The 26,437-nt window shown below is 59.9% G+C and carries 24 protein-coding genes, 1 tRNA gene and 3 pseudogenes; 21 read left to right on the top strand and 7 right to left on the bottom strand.

The window, feature by feature from the left end:
* The first annotated feature begins 7 nt into the window (after positions 1-7).
* The 4 genes from OQ460_RS13145 (at position 8) to OQ460_RS13130 (ending at position 2,829) form a co-directional block, all read left to right on the top strand.
* The gene (locus tag OQ460_RS13145; RefSeq protein ID WP_410017915.1) at positions 8-322 is read left to right on the top strand and encodes a hypothetical protein; all 315 of its coding nucleotides are present in this window, start codon (positions 8-10) and stop codon (positions 320-322) included.
* Positions 323-468: 146 nt separating this feature from the next.
* Positions 469-723: a hypothetical protein gene (locus OQ460_RS13140; RefSeq protein WP_410017914.1), complete on the top strand. Its 255-nt coding sequence runs from the start codon at positions 469-471 to the stop codon at positions 721-723.
* A 20-nt stretch (positions 724-743) separates the two neighbouring features.
* Positions 744-1,292 carry a hypothetical protein gene (locus OQ460_RS13135; RefSeq protein ID WP_410017913.1) on the top strand — a complete coding sequence of 183 codons (549 nt, stop codon included), beginning with the start codon at positions 744-746 and terminating at the stop codon, positions 1,290-1,292.
* A gap of 235 nt (positions 1,293-1,527) precedes the next feature.
* Entirely contained in the window at positions 1,528-2,829 is a 1,302-nt protein-coding gene (locus OQ460_RS13130) for an Nramp family divalent metal transporter (protein ID WP_410017912.1), read from the top strand.
* Positions 2,830-2,853: 24 nt separating this feature from the next.
* On the opposite strand, the gene OQ460_RS13125 is transcribed toward OQ460_RS13130, so the two are convergent.
* Positions 2,854-3,753, bottom strand: coding sequence for a LysR family transcriptional regulator (locus tag OQ460_RS13125; RefSeq protein ID WP_410017911.1), 900 nt, complete (start codon positions 3,751-3,753; stop codon positions 2,854-2,856).
* 168 nt (positions 3,754-3,921) lie between these two features.
* Between OQ460_RS13125 and OQ460_RS13120 the strand changes: the two genes are divergently transcribed.
* Together OQ460_RS13120 and OQ460_RS13115 are read left to right on the top strand one after the other, a co-directional pair.
* Positions 3,922-4,950 carry an alpha/beta hydrolase gene (locus OQ460_RS13120; RefSeq protein ID WP_410017910.1) on the top strand — a complete coding sequence of 343 codons (1,029 nt, stop codon included), beginning with the start codon at positions 3,922-3,924 and terminating at the stop codon, positions 4,948-4,950.
* A gap of 5 nt (positions 4,951-4,955) precedes the next feature.
* Positions 4,956-6,155 carry an MFS transporter gene (locus OQ460_RS13115; protein WP_410017909.1) on the top strand — a complete coding sequence of 400 codons (1,200 nt, stop codon included), beginning with the start codon at positions 4,956-4,958 and terminating at the stop codon, positions 6,153-6,155.
* 56 nt (positions 6,156-6,211) lie between these two features.
* Here the strand turns inward: OQ460_RS13115 and OQ460_RS13110 are convergent, their stop codons facing one another.
* The 3 genes from OQ460_RS13110 to OQ460_RS13100 form a co-directional block, all read right to left on the bottom strand.
* Positions 6,212-6,682, bottom strand: a complete 471-nt coding sequence (locus OQ460_RS13110; protein WP_410017908.1) for a copper chaperone PCu(A)C — start codon at positions 6,680-6,682, stop codon at positions 6,212-6,214.
* Positions 6,682-7,287, bottom strand: a complete 606-nt coding sequence (locus OQ460_RS13105) for an SCO family protein (protein ID WP_410017907.1) — start codon at positions 7,285-7,287, stop codon at positions 6,682-6,684. The genes OQ460_RS13110 and OQ460_RS13105 overlap by 1 nt, the downstream gene beginning before the upstream one ends.
* Before the next feature lie 1,111 nt (positions 7,288-8,398).
* On the bottom strand, positions 8,399-9,574 hold the full coding sequence (locus tag OQ460_RS13100) for an integrase core domain-containing protein (protein ID WP_410017906.1): 1,176 nt from the start codon (positions 9,572-9,574) through the stop codon (positions 8,399-8,401).
* 335 nt (positions 9,575-9,909) lie between these two features.
* On the opposite strand from OQ460_RS13100, the gene OQ460_RS13095 reads away from it, so the two are divergent.
* The 3 genes from OQ460_RS13095 to hemN all read left to right on the top strand — a co-directional run bounded on the left by OQ460_RS13095 (position 9,910) and on the right by hemN (position 13,161).
* On the top strand, positions 9,910-10,353 hold the full coding sequence (locus OQ460_RS13095; protein WP_410017905.1) for a hypothetical protein: 444 nt from the start codon (positions 9,910-9,912) through the stop codon (positions 10,351-10,353).
* A gap of 110 nt (positions 10,354-10,463) precedes the next feature.
* Positions 10,464-11,789 (top strand): coproporphyrinogen III oxidase, encoded by a 1,326-nt coding sequence (locus tag OQ460_RS13090; protein ID WP_410017904.1) that lies wholly within the window; start codon positions 10,464-10,466, stop codon positions 11,787-11,789.
* The gene (gene hemN, locus OQ460_RS13085) at positions 11,776-13,161 is read left to right on the top strand and encodes an oxygen-independent coproporphyrinogen III oxidase (RefSeq protein WP_410017903.1); all 1,386 of its coding nucleotides are present in this window, start codon (positions 11,776-11,778) and stop codon (positions 13,159-13,161) included. Before OQ460_RS13090 ends, hemN begins: the two co-directional genes overlap by 14 nt.
* 4 nt (positions 13,162-13,165) lie before the next feature.
* Here the strand turns inward: hemN and OQ460_RS13080 are convergent.
* Positions 13,166-13,777, bottom strand: a pseudogene (locus tag OQ460_RS13080) (Crp/Fnr family transcriptional regulator); the annotation flags it as partial.
* 497 nt (positions 13,778-14,274) lie between these two features.
* On the opposite strand from OQ460_RS13080, the gene OQ460_RS13075 reads away from it, so the two are divergent.
* Both OQ460_RS13075 and OQ460_RS13070 read left to right on the top strand, forming a co-directional pair.
* Positions 14,275-15,465 (top strand): NnrS family protein, encoded by a 1,191-nt coding sequence (locus OQ460_RS13075; RefSeq protein ID WP_410017902.1) that lies wholly within the window; start codon positions 14,275-14,277, stop codon positions 15,463-15,465.
* Between the two features lie 10 nt (positions 15,466-15,475).
* Positions 15,476-15,907, top strand: coding sequence for a hypothetical protein (locus OQ460_RS13070; RefSeq protein ID WP_410017901.1), 432 nt, complete (start codon positions 15,476-15,478; stop codon positions 15,905-15,907).
* A 22-nt stretch (positions 15,908-15,929) separates the two neighbouring features.
* Here the strand turns inward: OQ460_RS13070 and OQ460_RS13065 are convergent.
* Positions 15,930-16,385, bottom strand: a pseudogene (locus tag OQ460_RS13065) (hemerythrin domain-containing protein); the annotation flags it as partial.
* A 177-nt stretch (positions 16,386-16,562) separates the two neighbouring features.
* Between OQ460_RS13065 and norR the strand changes: the two are divergent.
* The 10 genes and pseudogenes from norR to OQ460_RS13015 all read left to right on the top strand — a co-directional run.
* On the top strand, positions 16,563-18,086 hold the full coding sequence (norR, locus tag OQ460_RS13060) for a nitric oxide reductase transcriptional regulator NorR (RefSeq protein ID WP_410021999.1): 1,524 nt from the start codon (positions 16,563-16,565) through the stop codon (positions 18,084-18,086).
* 98 nt (positions 18,087-18,184) lie between these two features.
* Complete coding sequence (gene pdxH, locus OQ460_RS13055; RefSeq protein ID WP_410017900.1) at positions 18,185-18,832, top strand: pyridoxamine 5'-phosphate oxidase; 648 nt, start codon at positions 18,185-18,187, stop codon at positions 18,830-18,832.
* Between the two features lie 91 nt (positions 18,833-18,923).
* Positions 18,924-19,478, top strand: a complete 555-nt coding sequence (moaB, locus tag OQ460_RS13050) for a molybdenum cofactor biosynthesis protein B (RefSeq protein WP_410017899.1) — start codon at positions 18,924-18,926, stop codon at positions 19,476-19,478.
* Positions 19,475-20,710, top strand: coding sequence for a gephyrin-like molybdotransferase Glp (glp, locus tag OQ460_RS13045; protein WP_410017898.1), 1,236 nt, complete (start codon positions 19,475-19,477; stop codon positions 20,708-20,710). The genes moaB and glp overlap by 4 nt, the downstream gene beginning before the upstream one ends.
* A 22-nt stretch (positions 20,711-20,732) precedes the next feature.
* Entirely contained in the window at positions 20,733-21,728 is a 996-nt protein-coding gene (gene ubiU / locus OQ460_RS13040) for a ubiquinone anaerobic biosynthesis protein UbiU (protein WP_410017897.1), read from the top strand.
* Between the two features lie 10 nt (positions 21,729-21,738).
* Entirely contained in the window at positions 21,739-22,629 is an 891-nt protein-coding gene (locus OQ460_RS13035; protein ID WP_410017896.1) for a U32 family peptidase, read from the top strand.
* A complete protein-coding gene (ubiT, locus tag OQ460_RS13030) occupies positions 22,623-23,093 on the top strand; it encodes a ubiquinone anaerobic biosynthesis accessory factor UbiT (protein ID WP_410017895.1) in 471 nt (156 codons plus the stop codon). Before OQ460_RS13035 ends, ubiT begins: the two co-directional genes overlap by 7 nt.
* A 154-nt stretch (positions 23,094-23,247) precedes the next feature.
* Positions 23,248-24,972, top strand: coding sequence for a gamma-glutamyltransferase (ggt, locus tag OQ460_RS13025; RefSeq protein ID WP_410017894.1), 1,725 nt, complete (start codon positions 23,248-23,250; stop codon positions 24,970-24,972).
* 228 nt (positions 24,973-25,200) lie between these two features.
* Positions 25,201-25,274 (top strand) — tRNA-Cys (locus tag OQ460_RS13020).
* Positions 25,275-25,402: 128 nt separating this feature from the next.
* Positions 25,403-26,104: pseudogene (locus tag OQ460_RS13015) on the top strand (tyrosine-type recombinase/integrase); the annotation flags it as partial.
* 79 nt (positions 26,105-26,183) lie between these two features.
* Here the strand turns inward: OQ460_RS13015 and OQ460_RS13010 are convergent.
* A complete protein-coding gene (locus tag OQ460_RS13010; RefSeq protein ID WP_410022102.1) occupies positions 26,184-26,411 on the bottom strand; it encodes a hypothetical protein in 228 nt (75 codons plus the stop codon).
* Positions 26,412-26,437 lie beyond the last annotated feature (26 nt).

The raw sequence follows: 26,437 nt of genomic DNA, 5'->3' as shown, positions 1-26,437 counted from the left end.
TGCCGTTATGTGGACAAAGACGCGCGTGGTTGCGCTGTTATTGCTGCCTTTTATCGCTGGGTGCTTCGCCAAGCCGTTTCAGCCGCCGCGTGCCGAATCGCAAATCTGGAAAAAGGCCGGCGCCAGCGAGGCAGATGTCGTCAGATCAATGCTGGCGTGCGGCGAACATGATGCCTCCGGCGTCGATCAGACAGCCAGCCTGGAGGTGCAAGCCGAACGCTTCGAATGCATGAAGCGTGCAGGCTATACCCGCAGCGATGGGTTCGACATGTGTGAAACGAACGCGCGACACAAGCTCAAGGCTTGCGGTACCGACCGCTGAGCCGCGTACAGTTTTGCCGCGCTCGTGAATAATGCTGATCAGTTAGTGATGCTCAAGATGGTGCAGACAAAATGTGGGAGCTGCACTTGTAGGATTTGCGTTCCTCAGCTGACTGGCATGATGCCTATTTTAAAGGAGCACAACCTGTGAAATATCCACTCTGCGCCGCGTTGCTGTTGACACTAAGCGGCTGCGTCACGATGTCGGGAGACTATGAAGTCACCGCCCAGGATGCTTCAGGTGTACCCATCACCCACCTGGGTAAATACATCGCCCATGGTCATAACATTTACCCGATACGCAACGCGTTCTGCCTGAACGCACCGGGCGCCACGGTAATCATCCGTGATCTGGCCACAGGCCAGGAACTGAGCGGCGAAAGCCCTTATCACTGCAGATGAAATCGACCACGAGGGATTCCATGAGAGCACTCCTGATAGCCGGCATGGTGCTAGCCGTCGGCGCCTGCGGCAATATCTCCAATATACGCGCCTACTCCACGAACTATGTCGAACCCACGGCAGGCGATACCGCACGCGTGCGGGTGATCACCAACGGCATGGTGCGCGGTGTACCGGGGCGTGACTGCGTGGATTGGCGCGAGCCGGGTTCGGGGGTAATGGCCTCGGCGGAATCGGGGTTCGCCGACCAGAACAATGGCCGCAGCCTGGGGATGCCTGTCAGCAACCGAGATGTCAAGGCCGAACAATTGGCGCGCACCGAGCTCAAGGTGCCCGCCGACAAGCCATTTACGGTGAATTTCCAGAGCGAGGGCAGTCGCTCCGGCGGTTACTCCTATAGCTGCCAGAAATCCCTGCATTTCACCCCCAAGGCTGGCCAGGATTATGAACTCATCCTGCTGGATTCGGGCCAGTGCCTGATGGCATTGCAACAGTTGAACCACGGCACCAAACCCGCCAGCGTGGCGCTCGAGAAGGCTGGGTTGTGTAATGCGCTGGATGCGTTTTAGCGGGGAAACAACTCAAAGCCTTTAAGGTCAACGGTTGCGCATCGCAATCGCGAGCAAGCCCCACATTTAGAGTCAGGCATTTCAGCAATAGACTATGCAGTACCGGGCAAAACCTGACGGGACTGCGCAGAAACATTTGTACACAGTCTGTTTTTAATTATGGTTGTACGACGTCGTACCTAGTGTGTTCGACTGCGCGGGTTATCACAAAAAAAATAATCGGAGATACCCCGCTATGACCAGCATCCCTTCGGCCGAAGGCCAGGCTGCGGCGCCCACGCAAAATCGCCTTACCCGCACATTCAAGCTGCTGGGGCCAGGCATCATCGCCGTACTCTCCTGGTTAGGCGCAGGTGATCTGATCACCTCATCGGTGGCTGGCGCCAACTATGGTTACGCCATGATGTGGGTGTTGGCCGTGTCTCTGCTCTTGAGATACCTGATCGTCAACATCATCGCGCGCTTCCAGTTGTGCAATAACCAAGGCATGACCATCCTGCAGGGTTATGCGCAACTGAACCCGTTTTTCGCCTGGTTCATGCTCGTCTATGCCTTGTTGATGGGGCATTTGATGAACGCCTATATGATCAAGGGCGCAGGTGAGTCGTTGGCGATGTTGCTGAAAATCGACCAGCCCTTGTTGTGTTCCTTTGCGGTGGTGCTGGCGGTGTGGATGCTGGTGGGCCGCAATATCTATTCGATGATCGAAGGCGTGATGAAGGTGCTGCTGGCAATCATGACCCTGGCGTTCATTGCCCTGGCGGTCATGTCCGGACCGGATGTGGTCGGTATCGTCAAAGGCACCATCGGTTTCAGCATTCCGCCTGATGAAGGGGTGCATGGCGCGCTGCTGGTGGCGGTGTCAGTGATTGGCGCCGTGGCTGGCTCGATTGCCAATTTCGTGCATCCGTATGTGATGCGCCAGAAGGGCTGGGTAGGCCCGCAACACAAGCGCATTCAACGTAACGATCTGCTGTTTGCGGTATTTGTCGGGATCGTTATCAACCTGGCGATCTGGATCGTCGGCGCGGAAATCCTGCGGCCCAACGGCATCGAAGTCAAAACCCTGAGCGACCTGGGCAAGGCGCTGGAAATCTACTTTGGCTCGATCGGTTGGTATGTCTTCTTTATCGGTGTATTCGCGACCCTGTTTGCGAGTATCTCCGGCAAAACCACTGCGTTCCCGATGCTGATTACCGACGCCTTCCAACACGTGCGGCCCAAGCGTCGCGATAAATACGGCAAAGAGTTCCACCATGACCCGATGCACAAATGGTTCATGCTGTTTATTCTCGTCACGCCGCTGATCTGGTCGTTGCCTGGCATGCCGGACTTCGTGACCCTGACCATTGGCGTCAGCGCGCTGAACATTATCGGTTTGCCGGTGATCTCCCTGGGCTTGCTGATCATGTCCAACCAGAAGTCGCTGCTGGACAAGCAGTACCGCAACAACCTCTTCGAGAACATCGCGTTGCTGTTTGCCACGGGCCTGGCGTTGTGGGTGGCGTTCCAACTGGGGGTAGATCTGTTTGCCTGACGCGTAACAGCCGGGCAGCGAACCTCAGGCCGATACCTCGCCGCGCAATGCAGCGAGCACCAGCGAGAACGCCGGCGTCGGCAGGCGGCGGCTGGGATAATAAAGGTGGTAGCCCGAGAAGCTCGGGCACCAGTCTTCCAGCACCCGCACCAGATCACCGGTCTCGATATGCGGCGCAAATTCCTCCTCGGGCAAGTAGGCGATGCCCAGTCCACTGAGCGCCGCCGCCGGAACGTGGGCGCTGGTGTTAAGGATCAGTTGGCCCGCCACGCGCACGTTAACCTTGCGTCCACGCCTTTCGAACTCCCAGGCATCCGTCCCACCCAAGGTCGGGAAGCGGATATCGATGCAGGTGTGCTGCACCAGGTCCTGGGGTTTTTTCGGCAGGGGATGACGGGCCAGATACGCTTTCGAGGCCACTGCGGCCATACGCACTGTAGAGCCGATCGGAACCGCAATCATGTCTTTGTCGACCGTCGCGCCGAAACGTATGCCTGCATCAAAGCGGTCGGCGACGATGTCCCGGAAACCATAGTTGATATCGAATTCGACCTTGATGTCCGGGTATTCCAGCAGCAACGGTGCCAGCCTGGGAAGCAGCAAGGTCCTGAGCACAAAATCGCCGCAGGTAATACGCACCGTGCCGGCTGGCTTCTGCGAGAGCTCGGTCAGGGCATCGAGCTCGAACTCGATCTCGTCCAGGCGATGACCAATGGTCTGCATCAGGCGCTCACCGGCGCTGGTGGGCGAAACACTGCGTGTCGTGCGCGTCAGCAACCTGATCTTCAAACGCTTTTCAAGCCCGGATACGGTCTGGCTGAGCGCGGACTGGGTCACCCCTAGCTGGGCTGCTGCGCGGGTAAAGCTGCCTTCTCTGGCGACCGTGATAAAAGCCAGGAGGTCATTCAGGTTATGGCGTGGCATTGCAAGTCATTCCAATTGATTGATTAGATTTTCTTATAAGTACAACAAGAGTTCATTAGATTATCAAACATACGGCGTGCCCGGATAATAGTGCAAGCCTTGACCGTACTGGTTGCCGTAACGGCAGCTTCAAAGGTCATTCCTTTCACTCCATCGGGAGCACGCGTCATGAAAAAGCTCGTTATGTTGCTTGGACTTCTATTGGCGTCGCACTCTGCATTGGGAGCAGATATGCGCAACGGCGCGGATAACTTCTACAAAAGTGACAAGGTCACAATGCAAAAAGTGACGTTCAAGAATCAGTACCAGATGAACACCGTAGGGAATCTGTTTGTGCCCAAGGGCCTTAGCGCGGAGAGGAAAAACCCGGCGATCATTGTCGGGCACCCCATGGGCGCGGTGAAAGAGCAGAGTTCGAACCTGTATGCGCAAAAGCTTGCGGAGCAGGGCTTCGTGACCCTGGCCATCGATCTTTCGTTCTGGGGCGACAGCGCGGGCCAGCCGCGCAATCTGGTGTCGCCGGAAATCTACGCGGAAGATTTCAGCGCCGCAGTGGATTACCTTGGTACACAGTCCTTGGTCGACCGCGACCGGATCGGTGTCCTGGGCATATGTGGCAGCGCAAGCTTCGTGATCAGCGCCGCCAAGATCGACCCACGGATGAAGGCCATCGCTACGGTCAGCATGTATGACATGGGTGCGGCCAATCGCAACGGTTTGACGCACTCGTTTAGTGTCGAGCAACGCAAGCAGGCGATTGCAGCGGCGGCTGATCAGCGTTACGTCGAGTTCATGGGGGGCGAAACCCGATACACCAGCGGCACGGTCCATGAGCTGACTGAAAAATCCAATGCTATCGAGCGTGAGTTCTACGATTTTTATCGCACACCGCGCGGCGAATTCACCCCCAAGGGCCAGTCACCTTTGCTCACCACGCATCCGACGCTGACCAGCAACGTCAAGTTCATGAACTTCTATCCGTTCAACGACATCGAGACCATATCGCCGCGCCCGATGTTGTTCATCACCGGTGAAAATGCCCATTCCCGTGAGTTCAGCGAGGAGGCCTACAAGCTGGCTGGCCAGCCCAAGGAGCTGGTGATCGTACCGGGTGCCGGGCATGTAGACCTTTACGACCGCACGCAGCTGATTCCATTTACCAAGTTGACCTCGTTCTTTCTGACCCACCTGAAATGAGCCAGATGACCAGTACTTCATTACCCGTTCAGACTACGAGCCGACAAGTCTGGGGCGCCGTGCTGGCAATGGCGCTGTGTGCCTTTGCCCTGGTGACGTCGGAGTTCCTGCCGGTCAGCTTGCTCACGCCTCTGGCCACTGATCTTGCGCTGAGCGAAGGGCAGGCGGGGCAGGCGATTTCCATCTCAGGAATCTTCGCCGTCATCACCAGTTTGTTTATTGCTTCAGTCATTCGCCGGCTTGACCGCCGTCCTGTGCTGCTTGGTCTGACAGCCTTGATGATCGCTTCGGGTACGCTGGTGGCCTTGGCCCCTAACTACACGACACTGATGATCGGTCGCGCCGTTCTGGGCATTGCAGTCGGTGGCAGTTGGTCAATGTCGACCGCCGTCATCATGCGCATTGCTCCCGAGCGCTTTGTGCCCAAAGCCATTGCCATGATCCAGGGCGGAACGGCTCTGGCCACCGCCATTGCTGCACCCATAGGCGCGTACATGGGTGGTCTGGTGGGCTGGCGAGGGGCGTTCTTTTGCGTAGTGCCCCTGGCCGCTGTGGCGCTCTGCTGGCAAGCACTGACCTTGCCGAGAATGCCCAGTGATCAGCGTGCCGGTTCGGCAATGCACGTGTTTCGGCTGCTGGGCAGTGTAAAGGTCGCGCTGGGGATGGCGGCTGTCGGGTGTGTGTTCATGGGGCAATTTGCGTTGTTCACCTACTTGCGTCCGTTTCTTGAGTCGGTGACCCGGGTTGACGTGTCTGCACTGTCGCTGTTGTTGCTGATTATCGGCATGTCAGGGTTGGTGGGGACGATGCTGGTCGGCTCGATACTGAACAAAAACCTGTACCGGGTCCTTATGGGCATCCCGCTGTTGATGTCGGGGATCGCCGTGGCGCTGCTGATCTATGGCGGTTCGATGGGGACTGTCGCGGTGTTGCTGGGCGGATGGGGCTTGATCGCAACGTGCGCACCGGTCGGCTGGTTTACCTGGCTGTCACGCACACTGCCTCACGATGCCGAGGCGGGAGGGGGCCTGATGGTGGCGGTGATTCAACTGGCGATTACCCTCGGCGCGACCGTGGGAGGGGTGCTGTATGACGGGATCGGCTATCAGGCAACCTTGATCGCCAGCGCCGCGTTTCTGCTGGTAGCGGCAGTGCTGGCGTGGATGGTTTCGCGCATTTCCTTGCCGCCGGCGACGGCAGGGTAATATCAAGCCTCGCCGGGGGTCGATAGCGCCTGGAATCGAGCGCTATCGAGGCAGAATCAATGCATGTGGTGGTGGTTGTCGGTGCTGCCCAGGCTGCGCGCGGATGCCTTGACTTCAATCGACTGCTTTTGACCCTTGGCGTTTTCCACGGTCAGGGTCAGCGGCACCTGGTCGCCTTCTTTGATCTGGCCCGTCAGGCTCATCAGCATGACGTGGTAACCCTCAGGGTCAAGCGTCACCACCTTGCCGGCTGGCAGGGCCACGGCATCGACCGGGCCCATGCGCATCACGTCGTCTTTCATGCTCATTTCATGAATCTGCACGTCTTTGGCCACTGGCGACTGGACGCTGAGCAATTTGCTGTCGCTGTCGGCGGTGAGGGTCATGAAGGCGCCGCTGGATGTCTGGCCCGGTACGGTGGCGCGCACCCAGGCGTCGCTGATTTGGACCTGGGCGCTGGCGTGGGCGGCAAGGCCCAGCAGGGACAGGCCCAGGGCAATGCGCTTGAGGTGTTGAACAGCAGTCATTAGCAGACCTCCATGACGGTGAGCAGATCTTCTGCGCACTCTTGGGCGTTAAGGGATGCCGACAGGCCCAGGCGCAGATTGCCGCGGGTGTCGAAGACAAAACTGGTAGCGGTATGAGACAGGGTGTAGGTGTCGCCAGCGGGGATCTTTTCATAAAAAATCCCGAACTCCTTGGCCGCCACCGCGACTTCTTGCGGTGTGCCATAGAGTGCTTCGAAGCTGGGGTCGAAGGCCTTGACGTAGGCATCGAGCACCTGGGGCGTGTCGCGCTCCGGGTCCAGCGTGATGAAGATCACTTGCATGATCTCGCCGTCACGGCCCATCAGTTTCTTGGCCTGGGCCATGCGTGCCAGGGTGGTAGGGCAGACGGCAGGGCATTGGGTAAAGCCGAAGAACACCACCGGCATCAAGCCCCGGAAGGAGCTCAGGGTGACGGTTTCGCCTGCGGTGTTCTTGAGCTTGAAGGTACGGCCCATGATCTTGTCGCTGAGATCCTTGCCATACCTGAAGTTCAGTTTGGGGCCGGTGTCACAACCGCTCAGCAGACCCAGGCCCAGCAGGCCCATGCCGGTGAGAACAGTGCGGCGGGAAAATAACGTACTCATGAAGTGTGCGTCCCGTGAAACGCCTGACGGTTGCGCATAACAGGTAAGTCAGGCCTTGAAAAGAGGCAAGCGAGAAGGGCAGGCAGCCTGCCGACCTCGATCACTCTTGATAATCTGCGACGTCCTGCCACAGGGGCGGTCGATACCATACCAGCCAAAGCTGCGGCGGGATCTGTGGCAAGCTGTCGCACGCCCAGGCTCGGCCCGATTCTAGTGTATGGGCTTGTGTGGGAGCAGGCTTGGTCGCGATGGCGGTATATCAGACACACATAAGGTGACTGACACACCGCCATCGCGACCAAGCCCACACATTTAGATCGGTGCATCGGGCTGATATTCGACAACTTTCAGGCAGTTGCGGGGTAGTGTTCGACAGCCTCACAATGGTTTTGCTTCACAAGCGCAAGACCTTGAAAGGGCAGCGCTTTCAAGGTTTCTGAAGAGCGTAGTCGCATGGCGTTGGGTTTGGGGTACATATCCGTTGCTGCGGTTGTGGCTGATATTGGTTTCGCCCTTACGGCGACTTACTTTGGAAAAGCCCCAAAGTAAGCAAAGGGCTCTTGCCCCACCACTCGGCACCTTGCTCAGGCTCGGTGTGCCCGCACTCAGGCATTGCTCCGTGGGCCCGCTGCCATCGGCCATCCATGGCCGAGGGCAGCTACCCCGGCATCCTGCCGGGGTGCCCACTGCGCAATACCTGCCTGCGGCCAGCGTGGTTTAACGGGGCGCCTCAGATCAAGATCAAGATCAAGATCACAATCAAAAGCCAGAGCCAGAGCCAGAGCAGATCAACAGACCGCTGACGTTGTCAGCGAATAAGGATGTAGAGGCAACAGCGCGTACGCTCACGATCAGGTCGGCTGTCAGGCCGCCTCGCTCTGTTTTTGATTTTGACTTTGATCTTAGGCGCCCCGTTAAACCACGCTGGCCGCAGGCTGATATTGATTTGGGGGGTAAACCGGCAGGACGCCGGTTTAGCCGCGCTGGGCCATGGATGGCCCATCGCGGCGGCCCCCCGAATCAATGTCGGACTGCGGGCATGCCGAGCCTGAGCGAGGCACCGAGTGGTGGGCATGTACGGAACAACCACATGGGTTACAAAAAAGTGCATTCACATAGGTGACACTTTGATTGAAACATAGCCGTTTTTTGCGTCCCGGGCATTGACGTGACCGAGGATCACCGGACCGAAGATAACATTCCATACCCCGTCTTTGATCATCTCCATTCCAATGGTTTGATGCCTGAGCAGGTTCCCCACATATATCCGCAGACCATCTCGATTAATGATTCCGCTACCATCGGCCAGGTAACACTCAACATGGCTCGCATACCCCATTTCCGGTAGTTTCTCCGGGTAAGCTCGGGTTGATGGGGTATAGCAGGACGCCGGGGTTTTCTGGCCGAGTGCCTCGTGTCCCCGTTCGTGATTGTAGTGCTGCATAAATCGATCAAAGTGTTTTTGCTGAGCCTCCCAGGCAATGGCCGGCGGTTTGGGAAACGTACTCTTCAATGTCCGGTGCATACGCTCATGACGTCCATTTTGATCTGGTCGACCGGGCTCAATTCGCTCAGGAATAATCCCAAGGCGTAGCCACCAGATCGATAACTGCGACAACCCCGCACGCCCCGTGCTCGCAAACGGCACGCCATTATCGGTTCGGATGCGCTCAGGCATCCCATACTCCCGAAAGACGCGCTCGAAGGTTTGCTGGGTCTCCTTGAGATTGGTGTTAGCCATGCTCTCGCAGGCAAGCAAGAAGCGACTGGCATGGTCCATGATCGTCAGCGGATAACACCAGACACCCGCTCCGGTGAGAAATTGGCCTTTGTAATCTGCGCTGAAGAGTTGATTAGGCGATTCTGCCCTACGCAAAGGCTTGGGATAGACAGCGACACGCTGGCGCAACGGTCGAGACGTGATCAGGTCCGCTGCCTTAAGGATGTTGTAGATGGTCGTTTTAGAAGGCGGATCCTGTCCGGGAAAGCGTTTCATCAGATCGTTCTGAATCTTTTTAGGACCCGGAACCGTTTCGCCAGTAGAGCGAAACTCAATGATTGCCTGCCTCACAACCAGCGGCACCACATAGGTCTGGTTGTGCCGGCGCCGACTACGCTCATCGAGCCCACTGGGCCCCTCTAGCTGATAGCGTTCGACCCACTTATAGCCAGTCTTTCGGCTGATCTGATAGTCCTGACACAGCTGGCTAAAGCTGTGCTCTTCAGACAGATACGCCGCGATGAACATCACTTTGAGGTCCATAGGTTTCAGCTCTTTCCAGGGCATGGTCAGATCCTCGCGAAATCGACCATGCCAGTTAATAACTGTTACCTATGTGCTTGAACTGATTTGTAACCCATGTGGGTGAGTCATACCGGCAAGAGCCTTTTGCTTACTTTTGGGCTCTATCCAAAAGTGAGTCGCCGTAAGGGCGAAACCAATAGCCGCCATAACCGCAGCAACGGATATGTACCCCAACCCCAACCCCAACCCCATGCGACTGTTTTCTCCTACAACCGGTAAAGCCCCGGCGCTTGAAAGCAAGGTTGATTCGCATCAAGGCAAAACCCCCACTCGCCAGGCACAATCACAGCATCAGGATCCGTCCCCGTGAGGCTTGAATGCTGTATCTCCTGTTCCTGCTGGCTCATCTGTTCGCTGCACTGGTGTTTATCGGCACGGTATTTTTCGAGGTGTTGATCCTTTCCAGCCTGCACAAACAATTGCCGGCCAGGGTCATGCTACTGGTGGAGCAGGGCATCGGCCAGCGCGCGAGGGCCTTGATGCCGTGGGTGCTGCTGGCGCTGTTTGGCGCCGGTATCGGCATGGTCTGGTTGCGCTATTTACCGGTGCTGGCCGCGCCTTCCAGCTCTTCGTTCGGCGCGCTACTGACCCTCAAGCTGATCCTGGCAGCCAGTGTGCTGATGCATTTTCTCCTGACCATAGGGCTGATGCGGCACGGCCGGGCCAGTGCGGCGTACCTGCGTTTCGTCCACCTCAGCCTGTTCTGCCATCTGGTCGCCATTGTGTTGCTGGCAAAAAGCATGTTCTACCTGACCTGGTAAGCGCTACCGGTCTGTTTCATGTCTTGTGTCATTGGGTCTTGATGCATATCAAGGTGCGTTGTCCGGTCGCACCGGACAATGGCACACCGTAGCCAGCCCCGGAGACCGCCATGCTCACCCTCATTCACCCCGCCCGCGAGTGGCGCCTGCGTCGTGACCAAGGCGTGCTGGATCAGGGCCAAGTGGACATCGGCAAGTTCCACGATGGTGTCGGTTCCCTGGACCTGTTGCGCGCATTGCGCGATAGCCGCCAGCGGCAAAGGCCCTTGGCGCTGAACCTGCAATGGCCGGCAGGCACGCCGCCCAATGACTATTTGCCGGCGCTGGAACGAGAGATACACCAAGTCGCGCGCCACCTGGGCAACCGTCAGCCGGTGGACCAGTTTCATTGGGCAGGTAGCACGCCGGCGATGGCCGAAGTGCAGGCGTTGATGGCATTCCTGCGCAGCCGCTTGCATTTTCTCGAGCATGACCAGGGCGACTACAGCATTGATCTTGATCCGCTGCAGACCGGCTGGGCCACCATGGGCCATCTGCGAGAGCTGGGTTTCAACCACATCAGCATCGGCGTGCCCGATGGTGGCGCCGGCGCCGCGCCTCTGGTGGCCGGTTATCAGGATCCGGCGCCTGTCCAGTCTCTGATCGACGCCGCACGAACGTTTGGTTTTCGCTCGGTGAATGTCGATCTGGGTTACGGCCATGCCTGGCAGACGCTCAGCAGCTTCGAATTGAAACTCGACAGCCTGATCGCCCTGGAGCCTGACCGCATGTGTGTGTTCGACTATGCCCAGGCACCCCGACGCTACCAGCATCAGGCGCCTCGCGCGCTGTCCGCGGATGCGGACAAAAACTCGATGCGCCGCATGGCCTTCCAACGGCTGGAAGTCGCCGGTTATCACTACATTGGCCTGGGCCAGTTCGTGCGGCCCGACGATGACCTGGCGCTGGCCCAGGAGCGTGGGGGGCTGAGTCGCAACTGCCAGGGATTCACCCGTCACGGTTATTGCGACCACATCGGCCTTGGCCTGGGCGCCATCAGCCAGATCGACGCCCTGTATGCGCAAAACGCTGAGGACCTGGCGATCTACCGTGAGCATCTGTGCAACGGCGGGTTGCCCACCACACGTGGCTGGCGCTGTGAGTCAGGTGACCAGATTCGCCAGCACGTCATGGAGCGCCTGGCCTGTGACATGGAGCTGGATATCCAGGCGCTGGAGCGTCGTTACGGGCTGAAGTTTTCGCGCTATTTCTCGGCGATCTGGCCGTTGCTCGAGCATCTGCACCATGACGGCCTGATCGATTTGTCCGAGCGTTTTCTCTGCGTGCTGCCGGCGGGCCGCCATCAGGTAGAAGCGCTTTGCGCGCTGTTTGACCGGGCCGGCAACGCTGTCCCTCCTTGCTCCAACGACGAGACAATCGACCATGAATGCGTTTGAGTTCAACCGGGCCCTGGTTCAGAAATACGACCGCCCGGGGCCGCGCTATACCTCATACCCGACCGCACCACAGTTTCATTCAACCTTTGCCCTGGATGACTACCAACAGGCGGTAGCCGCCAGTAACCAGGCAGCAATGCCCAAGCCATTGTCGGTGTACATCCATGTGCCGTTCTGCCAGAGCCTTTGCTACTACTGCGGCTGCCACAAAATCATCACGCGCAAGCCTCATCGCGCGGTGGAGTACTTAAGCTATCTCAAGCGTGAGATCCAGATGCAGGCGGCCTTGTTCGACCGCACCCGAGCACTGACCCAACTGCACCTGGGCGGGGGCACGCCGACTTACCTGGACGACGTGCAACTGGCCGAGTTAATGGTGTGCCTGGGTGAAGGCTTCAATCTGGACCGCAGTGAGCGCCATGAATTTTCCATCGAGGTTGATCCGCGCACCATCAGTGTCGAGCGGATCCACAACTTGCGCGCACTGGGCTTCAATCGCCTGAGTTTCGGCGTGCAGGACTTCGACCCCGAGGTGCAGGCGGCGGTCAATCGCGTGCAAAGTGAAGAGCAGATCCTGCAACTGGTGTCTGCCGCTCGCCAGGCGCGGTTCAAGTCGATCAGTGTCGACCTGATCTATGGCCTGCCGCTGCAGACCGTGGCCAGCTTCGACGTGACCCTGAGCAAACTGATCGCCCTGCGCCCGGATCGCGTGGCGGCCTACAGTTACGCGCATTTGCCCACGCAGATCCGCGCGCAGCGCATGATCCGACCGCAAGACATGCCGCCTCCCGAGCGCAAGCTGGAGCTGCTGGAACTGACTATTCGCCGCCTGACCGAGGCCGGTTACGTGTATATCGGCATGGATCACTTTGCCTTGCCCGACGACGAGCTGGCGCAAGCCCGTGCCAACGGCTCCTTGCAGCGTAACTTCCAAGGGTACTCGACCCATGCCGACTGCGACTTGATTGGCCTTGGCGTGTCGGCCATCGGCAAGGTGGGCGACAGTTACAGTCAGAGCGTCAAGGAGTTGTCCCAGTATTACGCGCGCATCGATGCTGGGTTGTTGCCGGTGCAGCGTGGTTATCGCCTGAATGCCGACGACGTGCTGCGCCGGGATGTGATCAACGGCCTGATGTGCCATGGGCGTATCGATTTCGCCTCGGTGGAGGCGGGGCATGACATTCGTTTTACCGAATATTTTGCCCAGGCATTGGCGCGGTTGGATGAGCAGGTGGCGGATGGGCTTTTGTGTATCGAGGAGGATGCGGTGCAACTATTGCCTCAAGGGCAATTGATGGTGCGCAGTGTGGCGATGGCGTTTGATGCGTATCTTGGCGGGGAGCAAAAGGGGCAGTTTTCTCGCACGGTCTGAGTCCGGGCTGGATCGACAGGTTCCCGGCGATCAATTGCTTGGCCATCGGCAACTCGAATGAACTGTCGGCGCTGTGCAGGCGCACCAGTTGCGTCGGCAGGTAGCGCACCACGCGGTGCGTGGCATTTGTCAGCGACAGCGTCTCGATCTCGTTGACTCGCTGGTGCAAGCGCACACACAACTTGCCCGGCAACGCGAAGGTCAGGCGGCTGTTGCTGTGCAGCAAGCGCATGTAGGTGGCGTTGGACAGGCGATACAACTGCGTGGGGCACACCGCTTCGGCGCATGCCACATAGTTGGGGGTGTCCATCAGCATCATCGCTTCGGCGAAGGTCTGCCGCTCGCCGATCACTTCAAAGACCTTCTCTTGGCCATCCGGGGTCAATCGGTAGATCTTCACTGCACCGGCGATCACGAAGTAAAACGCGTCGGCGGACTCGCCCTGGCGAAACAACGGCTCGCCTTTGTCAACGCTCAGCAAGTGACTGCTGGCCATCAACTCATCCATCTGCTCTTCATTCAACGGCTCGAACAAATGGTGGCTACGCAGGATCTGGTGATGAACGCGATGCAGGACCCTTGGCGCGTGCTTGGAGCAAGCCAGGGACGGGATCATACAAGCCACAACGACAGGCCACTGGCCGCCGCCATCATCGAACCGAGGATCACAAACCAGGCGAGGGGCTGGATGACGCTTTTCATGGAGTACTCCGTGGTGCAGGGTGCTAAAGGGATAACCGGGTAGAGCAAGAGCCGGGCCAGCAGGCAATACATGGCTTGGCGCCGCAAAAGGGTAAAAATGACCCAGCATTTTCGAGGTTGTTTTTACCCATGGATGGTCATTTTCACCAAACCCTCGGTAGGAGCGAGCTTGCTCGCGAAAACCCCAGACGCACCCCGTGTCGCCGGGATGCCGCGTTATCGTTGATGTGCTTCGCGAGCAAGCTCGCTCCTATACAGCTTTTGCCGATATCGGCGCGCGCCTTGCAACCCGGTTTGGGCAACGGCCCCAAGGATATTGCGCCAGCTCTTGATGCGGCTTGATCTGCGACAAGGGCCCGGCGCGGGCAATCCCGGATGATCGGGCCGGCAATGACTTTGAGGGGTAGCTGTATGCAAGTGCTGGATCGACGCAAGGCTATGTCGATTAACCCGCTGTTTCGTCTGGCTTTCCGGCCATTTTTCCTGGGTGGCTGCCTGTTGGCGCTGTTGGCGGTGCCGTTGTGGTTGCTGGCCCTGGCCGGCGCCAGCGGCACTTGGCAGCCGGCGGGCGGGTGGTTGGCCTGGCATCGGCATGAACTGTTATTCGGTTTCGCCTTGGCGATCATCGCAGGCTTCTTGCTCACGGCGGTGCAGACCTGGACCGGGCGTCCCGGCTTGAGCGGTACGCCATTGGCCGTATTGGCGGTGGTGTGGCTGGCTGCGCGGCTGGGGTGGCTGTTCAACCTGCCATGGCCGATGCTGGCGATGCTGGAACTGGCGTTTCCCCTGGCAGTCGCCGGGTTGATGGGCTGGACCCTGTGGCAGGTTCGGCAACGGCGTAATTACCCAATTGTGCTGGTGTTGCTGTTGCTGACCCTGGCCGATGGGTTGTCGCTGTTTGGTCTGCTGCGCGGTGATGAAGGCTGGCAGCGTCAGGCGGTGTTGACCGGGTTGTGGCTGGTGGCGGCCATGATGGGTCTGATCGGTGGCCGGGTAATTCCGTTTTTCACTCAGCGCGGCCTGGGCCGGACCGAAGCGGTACAAGCCTGGCCCTGGCTGGACCGTCTGTTGTTGGGCGGCTCGGCGTTGGTAGCGTTGCTGTATGCGGTCGGGTTGGCGCTGGTTGCCAGCACCTGGATTGGCCTGCTGTTCACGCTGCTGGGGCTTGGGCATCTACTGCGCCTGGTGCGCTGGCATGACCGGGGTTTGTGGCGCGTACCGTTGTTGTGGTCGCTGCACCTGGCTTATGCCTGGTTGGCGCTGGCGTGCCTGGGGATGGGGCTGTGGCATCTGGGTGTGCCGCTGAACCCGAGCCTGGCGGTGCATGCGCTGACGATAGGTGCGATGGGCGGATTGATCCTGGCGATGATTGCCCGTGTCAGCCTGGGTCATACCGGCCGTCCCCTGACGCCGCCGGCGGGCATGACCCTGGCGTTTGCGCTGCTGAACCTGGCGTGTCTGAGTCGGGTATTGCTGGTGCTGGTCTGGCCGTATGCCGGGTTGTGGCTGGCCGGCCTGTGCTGGACCCTGGGCCTGGGATTGTATGTATGGCGCTACGGGCCAATGTTGTGGCGGGCGCGGGTTGACGGCCATCCAGGCTAGGAGATCGAGAATGCTGTATTCGTGGTTACTGATCGTGCATTTGCTGGCAGCCATTGCGTTTATCGGCACGCTGTTCTTCGAGGTATTTATCTGGCACCGCGCCCGCGAAGAACTGGCCTGGTCGGCGCGACTCACCTCGGATCAGGCGATTGCCCGGCGCTCGCGAAAAGTACTGCATGGCGTGGTCGTGTTGTTGTATGGCGCCGGCATCGGGCTAGCCTGGCATTACCGTGGCGTGCTCGGCGCGCCTTGGGCCAGCCATTTCGCGGCGCTGCTGAGCCTCAAGATCCTGTTGGCGCTGAGCATCATCGGGCACTACTTGCTGTTGGCCTACTGGCTGGGCAAGCAGCACCTGGGACCGGTGCGGGCGATGTGGATACGGCGCAGCATCCTGGCACATATGCTGCTGATCGTGATTCTGGCCAAGTTGATGCTGCGCTGATGGTTGGGTAGGCGCGTGCGGTTCAGGCGGGCGATGTGAGTGCCCGTACAAACAACACGTCGTTCTCCAGATGAATATGCTCCAGCAGATCGCCGTGAAACTGCGCAAGCCCCCGATACAGTGTGCGCCAGGTGTTGCAGGCGTCGGCCGGTGGGGTGATCTGCTCGGTCAGCGCCAGCAGTTGTTCCAAAGCCTGGGCGTGTTGTTCATGTTCAAAACGCATCACCTGGATCGGCGGTGCGGCCTGGGACCCCATGCCCATCTGCAGCATCGGGAACAACACTTGTTCTTCCTTGAGCATGTGCCCCTCCAGCTCTTGCTCGATATCACGCAGCAAATCCGCCAGGCCGTTGGGGCAGTGCAAATGATGGCCGTGAACCTGTTCAACCCGGCTGGCCAGGCGGATCAATTCCGGCAATTGCTCGCGATGACGAGTGTGGTAGCGCTCCAGCAAGTGTTCGATCAGTTGGGCCAGGGGCAGGGTGTCGGCGGCGAAGGCGTTCATCGGGTTTCCTCACAGGTGAACAGATGAACTCGCACTGCATGACCTATGCCATCGCCAAGTCATTGAAAAAACTTGTTTATTTTTTTTGTGGTGGTCAGGAATACCCTGATGCTGCACGGTACAGCCGACCATACAAGGGTATCTATGACCATGCTGCGTGAAAGCCTGTCGGCCGATCTGATTGTCGAACTACCCAATGCGGTGCGCCTGCAACGGCTGGTGCAGACCCTGCGCGAATACTTCAACAGCGGCGCCGTGGGCCTGTTGCGCCTGGATGGCGCCGACAGCCTGCGCCCGGTGGCCACCGTGGGGCTGGTCCATGAAGCCTTGGGCCGACGCTTTGTGATTGCGCAACACCCGCGGTTGGCAGCGATCATGGCTTCTCGCGAGCCGACATGGTTCGAACCCGATAGTCGTCTGCCAGACCCTTACGATGGCTTGCTGGACAACCATGTCGGCGAGCCGCTGCCGGTGCATGACTGCATGGGCGTGAGTCTGTTTGTCGAAGGCCGGCCCTGGGGGGCGATCACCCTCGATGCGCTGCACGCCGGTACGTTTGATGCCAACGCCCGTGAGCAACTCAAGCGCTGCACCCTGCAAATCGAAGCCGCGGTGCGCGTAACCCGGCTGGAGCAGGAAAACCGCAGCCTGCGCTTGTCCCGTAGCAATGCAGGCAACGGTGTGCCCAGCGCCGAAGAGGCTGAGATCCTCGGCCAGAGCCCGGTATTGCATCAATTACTCAACGAACTGGATGTACTGGCCGAGTCGGATCTGCCGGTGCTGTTGCTGGGCGAGACCGGTGTCGGCAAGGAGCTGTTCGCCCGGCGCCTGCATCGATTGTCCCGCCGCAGCCACAAGCCGCTGATCCAGGTCAACTGTGCCGCGCTTCCGGAATCATTGGCCGAAAGCGAATTGTTCGGGCACGTCAAAGGCGCGTTCTCCGGCGCCACCAGTGATCGCGCCGGGCGCTTTGATGCGGCCAATGGCGGCACATTGTTTCTCGACGAGGTGGGCGAATTGCCGTTGAGTGTGCAAGCCAAGCTGCTGCGCACTTTGCAAAATGGCGAGATCCAGCGCCTGGGTGCCGACAAACCGTTGCATGTGGATGTGCGGATCATTGCGGCCACCAACCGCCATCTGCCCGACAGCATCCGCAATGGTCTTTTTCGTGCTGACTTGTACCATCGGCTTTCGGTGTACCCGGTGCCGATTCCGGCGTTGCGCGAGCGTGGCCAGGATGTGTTGCTGTTGGCTGGGCACTTTCTTGAACTCAACCGCGCCCGCCTTGGGCTGCGCGGCCTGCGCTTGTCACCGGCGGCCGAACAGGCGTTGCTCGGCTATGGCTGGCCAGGCAATGTGCGCGAGCTGGAGCATGTGATCAGCCGCGCCGCGTTGAAGCAACTGAGCCGTGGCGGCAACCGCAACCAGATCATGACCCTGGCTGCGCCATTACTGGACCTCGACAGTAGCAATGCTGCTGTGGCCCGAGCGCCGGTTGCTGAAATGCCTGAGATGGTTTTTCAAACCCTGGGCGAGGCGGTGGACGATTGCCAGCGCCAGAAGATTCGCCAGGCCTTGAGCCAGTGTGACGACAATTGGGCGAGTGCTGCCAGATTGCTGGGGGTGGACTCCAGCAACCTGCACAAACTGGCCCGGCGCCTGGGGCTCAAGTAAGCGCTGCGACGCCATGTCGCGGCGCACAGTTGATCGTGATCAAGGTGTGATGAGCTGCGGCTGAGCAGACTGTGGCGAACTGTCCGGAGGTTCGCCCCATGCCCCTTTCCCTGGCGCAGATGCGCCGCAACTACACCTTGTACGGCTTGCGGGACGACCTGGCGCAAGACGATCCCATCGCGCTGTTCGGCCAATGGCTGGAGCAGGCACGCAAAACCGAAGTGGCGCCCGTGGAAGCCAACAGCATGGCCCTGGCTACCGTGGACGCAGAAGGTCGCGCTCACTGTCGGATTCTGTTGCTCAAGGGGTTCAGCGATCAGGGCTTTACATTTTTCGGTCATTACCAGAGTGCCAAGGGCCAGGAACTGGCGAGCAACCCCCACGCCGCCATGACGTTCTTCTGGCCGGGCCTGGAACGCCAGGTACGAGTCGAAGGTACGGTTTCACAGCTGGCGCCGGCATTGTCCGATGAGTATTTCGACTCGCGCCCGTTGGCCAGCCAGGTGGGGGCCTGGGCTTCACCGCAAAGCCAGCCCCTGAGCCACCGCGCTGATCTGGAAAGCCGATTGCGCGAGGTCACCCAACGCTTCGCCGGACAACGTCCGTCACGCCCGCCGCAGTGGGGCGGCTATTGCCTGCAACCCGAGCGCGTGGAGTTCTGGCAAGGCCGCGCCGACCGTTTGCATGATCGCCTGGATTATCGACGGCATGACGGCGCCTGGCGGCGCAACCGCCTGGCGCCCTGAATCCGTTTGGAGGTACCTCCTCGGAGGAATAGGCCCGCCACGCTTTGCAGTGCAGGCTGGGCCATTGCTCATTTATCTCGGGATTTTCACCATGGCACATTTGACTCAACACACCTTCACTTCACTGAACATCGCTGTCCTGACCATCAGCGATACCCGCAGCCTTGACACCGACACCTCCGGGCAAACCCTCTGTGACCGACTGCAGGGCGCAGGTCATACGTTGATCGACCGCGCGCTGGTGGTGGATGACATTTACCAGATTCGCGCGCGCATTTCGCAATGGATCGCCGCCCCCCAAGTGCAAGTGATCCTGACCACCGGCGGCACTGGTTTTACTGCGCGGGATAACACGCCCCAAGCGGTGCTGCCGCTGCTGGACAAGCATGTCGAAGGTTTCGGCGAGTTGTTCCGCCAGGTGTCCCTGCAAGAGATTGGCATGTCCACCCTGCAATCCCGTGCGCTGGCCGGCATGAGCAACGGCGTGCTGGTGTGCTGCATGCCGGGCTCGCCGGGGGCCTGCCGTACCGGTTGGGACAAGATCCTGCTGGGGCAACTGGACAGCCGCACGGGCCCCTGCAACTTCGCCCCGCACCTCAAGCCCCAAGCGACGCAAGCACTGGAACCTTGTGAGGTGCGTGCATGAACACATCGGTCTGTGAAAGCGGTGAATTGCTCCCGGTGGACGAGGCCGTCGAACGCTTGCTGGCCCAGGCACCGTCACCGCCTGCCACGCAACAGGTGAAAACCGCGTTGGCGTTGGATCGGGTGTTGGCCAGCGATATTTTCTCTGCGGTAAACCTGCCGGCCTGGGACAACAGCGCCATGGACGGTTACGCATTGCGCGCTGCCGACCTGCCGGCAGAGGGCGGTTACTTGCGTCTGGCCGGGCGGATTGCTGCTGGTGAAGCAGCGGCCTGCGCGTTGGGCAGCGGGCAAACCATGCGGATCTTTACCGGCGCACCGCTGCCCGCGGGTGCGGATACCGTGGTGCCCCAGGAGCGTTGCCGGGTCTACGGCCAGCGCATCTGGTGCCCGCCCATGCGTGCCGGCGAACACGTGCGCAAACAGGGTGAAGAAGTGCTCCAGGGGGCCTTGCTGCTGGCAGCGGGCAAGCGCCTGCGGGCGCAGGAGTTGGGACTGCTGGCGGCGGCCGGATTGGCCCAGGTCAAGGTCTATCGCCCGCTGCGGGTGTGCCTGTTGAGCAGCGGCGATGAGCTGCGCGAACCGGGTGAGCACCTTGCACCGGGGCAGATCTACAACAGCAATCGCCATTGCCTGGCCGCGCTGCTGCAAGGCTGGGGTGTCGAGGTGCACGATTACGGGGTGATGGCTGATGAACTGGCGGTCAGCCGTGATGCGCTGACCCTGGCGTCCTCGGAGTGCGACCTGTTGCTGACTTCCGGTGGCGTCTCCGTGGGGGAAGAAGATCACCTCAAACAGGCGATCAAAGAGCTGGGGCACATTGACTTCTGGCGCCTGGCGATCCAGCCGGGCAAACCTTTGGCGTTTGGCGACGTGGCCGGCAAGCCGTGGATCGGTCTGCCGGGTAACCCGTCGGCGGCGCTGATCACCGCGCTGGTGGTGGTGCGTCCGTTCCTGCTGCGCGCCCAGGGCGTGACTGACGTCGCAACGCTGGCGGTGCGCTTGCCGGCCGGTTTCGAATGGACCCAACGCAACCGGCGCAGGCAATACCTGCGGGCGCGCCTGGTGGCGGGCAGCGATGGCCAGGCACACGTTGCGCTGCATCCCCGGCAAAGCTCGGCGATGTTGAGCGCCGCCTGCTGGGCCGATGGCCTGGCGGTGGTGGAGCGTGAGCAACTGATTGAGAAGGGCGCCCTGGTGGGTTTTCTGTCCTTTGCCCAATTGATGCACTAAAAGCTCTTTATGAGGATCAACCATGCAACTGGTTTGCCCGGCAGGGAACCTGCCTGCGCTTAAAGCCGCCGTGCGCCAAGGCGCCGATGCGGTGTATGTCGGTTTTCGCGACGATACCAACGCCCGGCATTTCGCCGGGTTGAACATGGATGACAAACAGTTCGACGGCGCCGTCGCCCACATCCGCCAGCATCAGCGCAAGCTGTATGTGGCGGTCAATACCTACCCGCAACCCAAGGGCTGGGATCGCTGGCGCCGCGCGGTGGACCGTGCTGCAGACCACGGCGTCGATGCGCTGATTGCCGGCGACCCGGGTGTGCTGCACTACGCCAGCACGCGCCATCCGCACCTGGCGTTGCACTTGTCGGTGCAGGGTTCGGCGACCCATGCCGCAGCGTTGCAGTTCTATGCCCAGCGCTACGGTATTCGCCGTGCGGTGCTGCCCCGGGTGCTGTCGCTGGCCCAGGTCAAGCAAGTTGCCGCCAGCAGTACGGTGCCGATTGAAGTGTTCGGTTTTGGCAGCCTGTGCATCATGGCCGAGGGGCGGTGCCATTTGTCTTCGTACATCACCGGTGAGTCACCGAACCTGTGCGGCGTCTGTTCGCCGGCCAAGGCCGTGCGCTGGAGCGAAGACGCCGACGGCCTGAGCGCCCGTCTCAGTGAAGTGCTGATCGACCGTTACACCCCGGACGAGCCCGCCGGCTACCCGACCCTGTGCAAGGGCCGCTTCATCGTAGACGGCAAGCGCTTCCACGCCCTGGAAGAGCCCACCAGCCTCGACACGCTCGACTTGTTGCCGGAACTGATCGCCATGGGCGTTGAAGCAGTGAAAATCGAAGGTCGGCAACGCAGCCCGGCCTACGTCGAGCAAGTCACCGGGGTTTGGCGCGCCGCATTGGACGCCCATCGCCGTGCGCCCCACAGCTTTGTGGTCAAGGACCACTGGCGCAAGGTGCTGGCCGGTTTATCCGAAGGCAGCCAGACCACCCTGGGCGCCTACCATCGATCATGGCAGTGAGGAGAACCACATGAAGCTCAGCCTGGGACCGGTGCTGTTTTATTGGGACAAGCAACAACTGGGGCAGTTTTACGCAGAGATGGCCAACCTGCCGCTGGACGTGATCTACCTCGGCGAAACCGTGTGCTCCAAGCGCCGGGCATTCAATCTGGATCAATGGTTGGGCCTGGGCCGCGAATTACAGGCGGGCAGCAATGTGCAAATCGTACTGTCGAGCCTGACCCTGATTGAAGCTGCCTCGGAACTGTCAAGCCTGCGTCGCCTGTGTGACAACGGCCAGGTGCTGGTAGAGGCCAACGACATGGGTGCGGTGCAATTGCTCGCCGAACGCAAGCTGCCGTTTGTGGGCGGTCCGGCGCTGAATCTCTATAACGGACATGCCCTGGTGCAGTTGCTCGATGCCGGAATGACGCGCTGGGTGCCACCGGTGGAGTGCTCGGCGGCGCTGGTGAGCGATGTGCTGGAGCACGTACGCGAACTGGGTCGTCCATTGCCGCAAGTGGAAATCTTCGCCTACGGGCATTTGCCCCTGGCGTATTCGGCGCGGTGCTTCACCGCCCGCGCGCAGAACCTGCCCAAGGATGATTGCCAATTCTGCTGCCTCAACTACCCGGAGGGCATGGCCCTGAGTAGTCAGGAAGGGCAGGCATTGTTTACCTTGAACGGCATCCAGACCATGTCGGCAGAGGTGACCAATCTACTGGCGGATTATCCAGGGTTGGTAAACTGCGGCGCGGACCTGCTGCGCCTGAGCCCGCGTGCGCAGGGCATGGTTGGTATCGTCGAAGCGTTCGACCGGGTACGCCAGGGCGCTATGCCGCCCGTGTATGTCGCAGGTTGCAATGGCTACTGGCATGGCCAGGCCGGGATGTTGCGGGTTGAGGAGGTTGGACTGTGTTGAGTCGCAAGCAATGGCTACTCAAGGGCGCCGACCGAGCCCTGCCGATGTTGCGCAAAGTGCCGTTTGTGGTGCAACGCCTGACCTTGCAACAGGCGCTCAACCGTTGCCTGGCGCAGCCTTTGCGCGAGGGAGGGTTTGAACTGCTGCGCGGCCGCTGGATGTGTTTGCGGATCCCGGACTTGGGGCTGCGCTGGTATTTGACCGTGGATCGAAACGAGCTGCGGATTGCGGAACAGGCAGAGGCGCAGGTAACCATCAGCGGCAACTGGCGCGAGTTTTTGTTGCTGGCCAGCCGGCAGGAAGATCCGGATACGCTGTTTTTTCGGCGGCGGTTGGTGATTGAGGGGGACACGGAGTTGGGGCTGGGGTTGAAGAACCTGATCGACAGCCTGGACCCGGACGTGTTGCCGGCTTGGCTGTGGCGCAACCTGGAGCGGGCAGGGAAGGGGGTGGCGGTGGGGTAGTTTTTGTAGCAGCGGGAATTGATCTGCTCGAGAACCGCCCCTCGCCCCTTGCGTTCCATCCCCGACAGCCTCTGTCACAAAAACGCCACGGCGCTGGGGCTCGCCACGCAAAACGGCTACTTTGAAAGATTCCAATAAAACAGAGTACCCAAGGATGAACTACCAACCCTTTACCCGAACCCTGATAACAACGGCGCTGGTCTTGACCTTCAGTGGTGTCCAGGCAGCGTCCCAGGCCCCGGTGGCCGGCGAAAACGGCATGGTCGTCACCGCCCAGCACCTGGCGACCCACGTTGGCGTCGATGTGCTCAAGGCCGGTGGCAACGCGGTGGATGCGGCAGTCGCCGTCGGTTACGCGCTGGCGGTGGTGTATCCGGCCGCAGGCAACCTGGGGGGTGGCGGGTTCATGACAGTACAACTGGCGGACGGGCGCAAGACCTTCCTCGACTTCCGCGAAAAGGCCCCATTGGCGTCCACGGCTGACATGTACCTGGACAAGGACGGCAATGTCATCGAAGGCCTGAGCGCCAAGGGCCACCTGTCGGTCGGTGTACCGGGCACGGTGTCGGGCATGGAAATGGCGCTGGGCAAATACGGCACTCTCAAGCGCGACCAGGTCATCGAACCGGCCATAAAACTGGCAGAAAACGGTTTTGTCCTCGACCAGGGCGATATCGACATGCTGCACGCGGCCACCGGTGAGTTCGAAAAAGACCAGGACATGCGCGCAATCTTCCTCAAGGACGGCAAGCCACTGCAGGTCGGCGAGAAACTGGTACAAAAGGACTTGGCAAAGACCCTGCGGGAAATCTCCGCCAAGGGCACGGACGGCTTCTACAAAGGCTGGGTCGCCAAGGCCATCGTCGACTCCAGCCAGGCAGGCAAGGGCATCATTGCCCAGGCTGACCTGGAAAAGTACCAGACCCGGGAACTGGCGCCCATCGAGTGCGACTACCGTGGCTACCATGTGATCTCGGCGCCACCACCGAGCTCGGGTGGCGTGGTGATCTGCCAGATCATGAACATCCTCGAAGGCTATCCGATGGCCGAGCTCGGCTACGGTTCGGCCCAGGGCCTGCACTACCAGATCGAGGCCATGCGCCACGCCTATGTTGACCGCAACAGCTACCTGGGCGACCCGGACTTCGTAAAGAACCCGCTGGATCATCTGCTGGACAAAAACTACGCGGCGAAACTGCGCGCGGCCATCGATCCGCAAAAAGCCGGTGATTCCCAGGCGATCAAGCCGGGCGTCTCGCCACATGAGGGCACCAACACCACCCACTATTCCATCGTCGATAAATGGGGCAACGCGGTCTCGGTGACCTACACCCTCAACGACTGGTTCGGTGCTGGCGTCATGGCCAGCAAGACCGGCGTGATCCTCAACGACGAAATGGACGACTTCACCGTCAAGGTCGGTGAGCCCAACATGTACGGCCTGATCCAGGGCGAGGCGAATGCCATCGCGCCGGGCAAGGCACCGCTGTCATCCATGAGCCCAACCATTGTCACCAAGGACGGCAAGGCCGTGATGGTCGTAGGCACGCCCGGTGGCAGCCGGATCATCACCGCCACCCTACAGACAATTCTCAATGTCATCGACTACAGGATGAACATCCAGGAAGCCGTTGACGCTCCGCGTTTCCACCAACAATGGATGCCCGAGAGCACCAACATAGAAACGTTCGCCTTGAGTCCAGACACCCAGAAAATCCTCGAAAGCTGGGGCCATACGTTCGCCGGCCCGCAAGACGCCAACCATCTGGCGGCAATCCTGGTAGGCGCTCCGTCCCTGGAAGGCAAACCCGTGGGCAACAACCGCTTCTACGGCGCCAACGACCCACGACGCAACACCGGCCTGTCGCTGGGGTACTGAGCCCATGTACGGCGGGGGCAAGCACCTCCCGCCGTGTTGCAGCCAGAATATTTTTTGAAATCAAGGGGTTGCCAGCCCCGGCAAATGAGTACATAATTGCCGCCATCGAACGCATCGAGGCATTAAAAACCTTAATGTTTTCAATGAGATAGAGTAGAGGCAGGCATTACGTAGCCCACTCAAGTTTGTATGCGGTGGATGTCAGCAGTCAGGGCATCGATCGTTTGAGGCCGAGTAGCAAAATGGTTATGCAGCGGATTGCAAATCCGCCTACGCCGGTTCGATTCCGACCTCGGCCTCCACTCTTGAAAGCCCCGCAGCCATTGAGGTTGCGGGGCTTTTTTTGTGCTTGCGGATTGTGCTCGTCGGGACAATCCTGGGGCACCGAGACTGTTTGCATGTCCCAGGGCTGATCGGCAAAATCCGCAGCATGGCAACTATCGAGCAGCGTCCCAATGGAACATGGCGGACAAAGATCCGCAAAAAAGGATACCCGGCATTTTCGGCTTCGTTTGATATGAAAGCTGAGGCGTAACGGTGGGCTTCTGAAATCGAGGGGGATATGTCGCGCAAGCGCTTCGTCGATACCCGCGAGGCCGAAGCCACCACGGTTGCAAAGGCGCTTTGAGCGCTATGCGCGTGAAGTATCTGCGTAGAAGAGGGGGGCTCGCCAGGAGCTGACCCGGATAAAGACGTGGTCCGATGGCAAGTACGGAAGCAAGTCGCTGGCCGAACTTAGATAATCCGACCTGGCCGAGTACCGTGATGCTCGCCTGGCTGAGGGTACATCGACCAACACGGTGCGATTGTCTCTGGCCTTGATAAGCCACCTATACACAGTTGCCATCAAGGATTGGGGTATCGAAGGATTGAGCAACCCGGTTGCAAAACTGAGGATGCCCAAGGGTAGCCGAGAGCGTGACCGTCGGCCGACTGGCTTCGAATTGAAAGCAGTGTTGAAGGTCGCCGGTGAAATCCATGCTGAAATGCCGGTGATTATTGAGATCGCCGTGGAGACCGCAATGCGCCGCGGTGAACTGCTGACGCTTCGTCGCGAACACATCAGGGTAAGCATGTGCTGCTGGAGGACACCAAGAACGGAAGTCGCCGGCTGGTTCCGCTGTCGATCCGGTATATGCCGATGTACCAACGCCTTACTTCGGACACAGTTATTTCCTTCCGGGTCATGCTCGGGCGGTGGAGTGGGGGAGTTACGCGGATGAGGCGGAGAGGATCACAACCGATACGCTGGTGCCGGCGAATTCGTTGTTGTAGATCTGTGACCACTCATGCTTCAGGCCTGGCAGCACGTCTTTGCCTTTCGCGCTCGCCGGCAAAACTGCGACCAACCGCCCACCGAGCTTGAGCATCGATGCTGCGCGCTCAGTGTGAGCATGCCAGCGGCCTTCGCTGGCATGCTGATACACCTTTGTTATCACTCATATGACCTCAAGGTCATAAACGC

Source organism: Pseudomonas imrae (genome assembly GCF_046352735.2).
Lineage (GTDB): Bacteria > Pseudomonadota > Gammaproteobacteria > Pseudomonadales > Pseudomonadaceae > Aquipseudomonas > Aquipseudomonas imrae.
The sequence above is the reverse complement of the archived record's forward strand: the minus strand, read 5'-3'. Positions and strand labels throughout refer to the sequence as shown.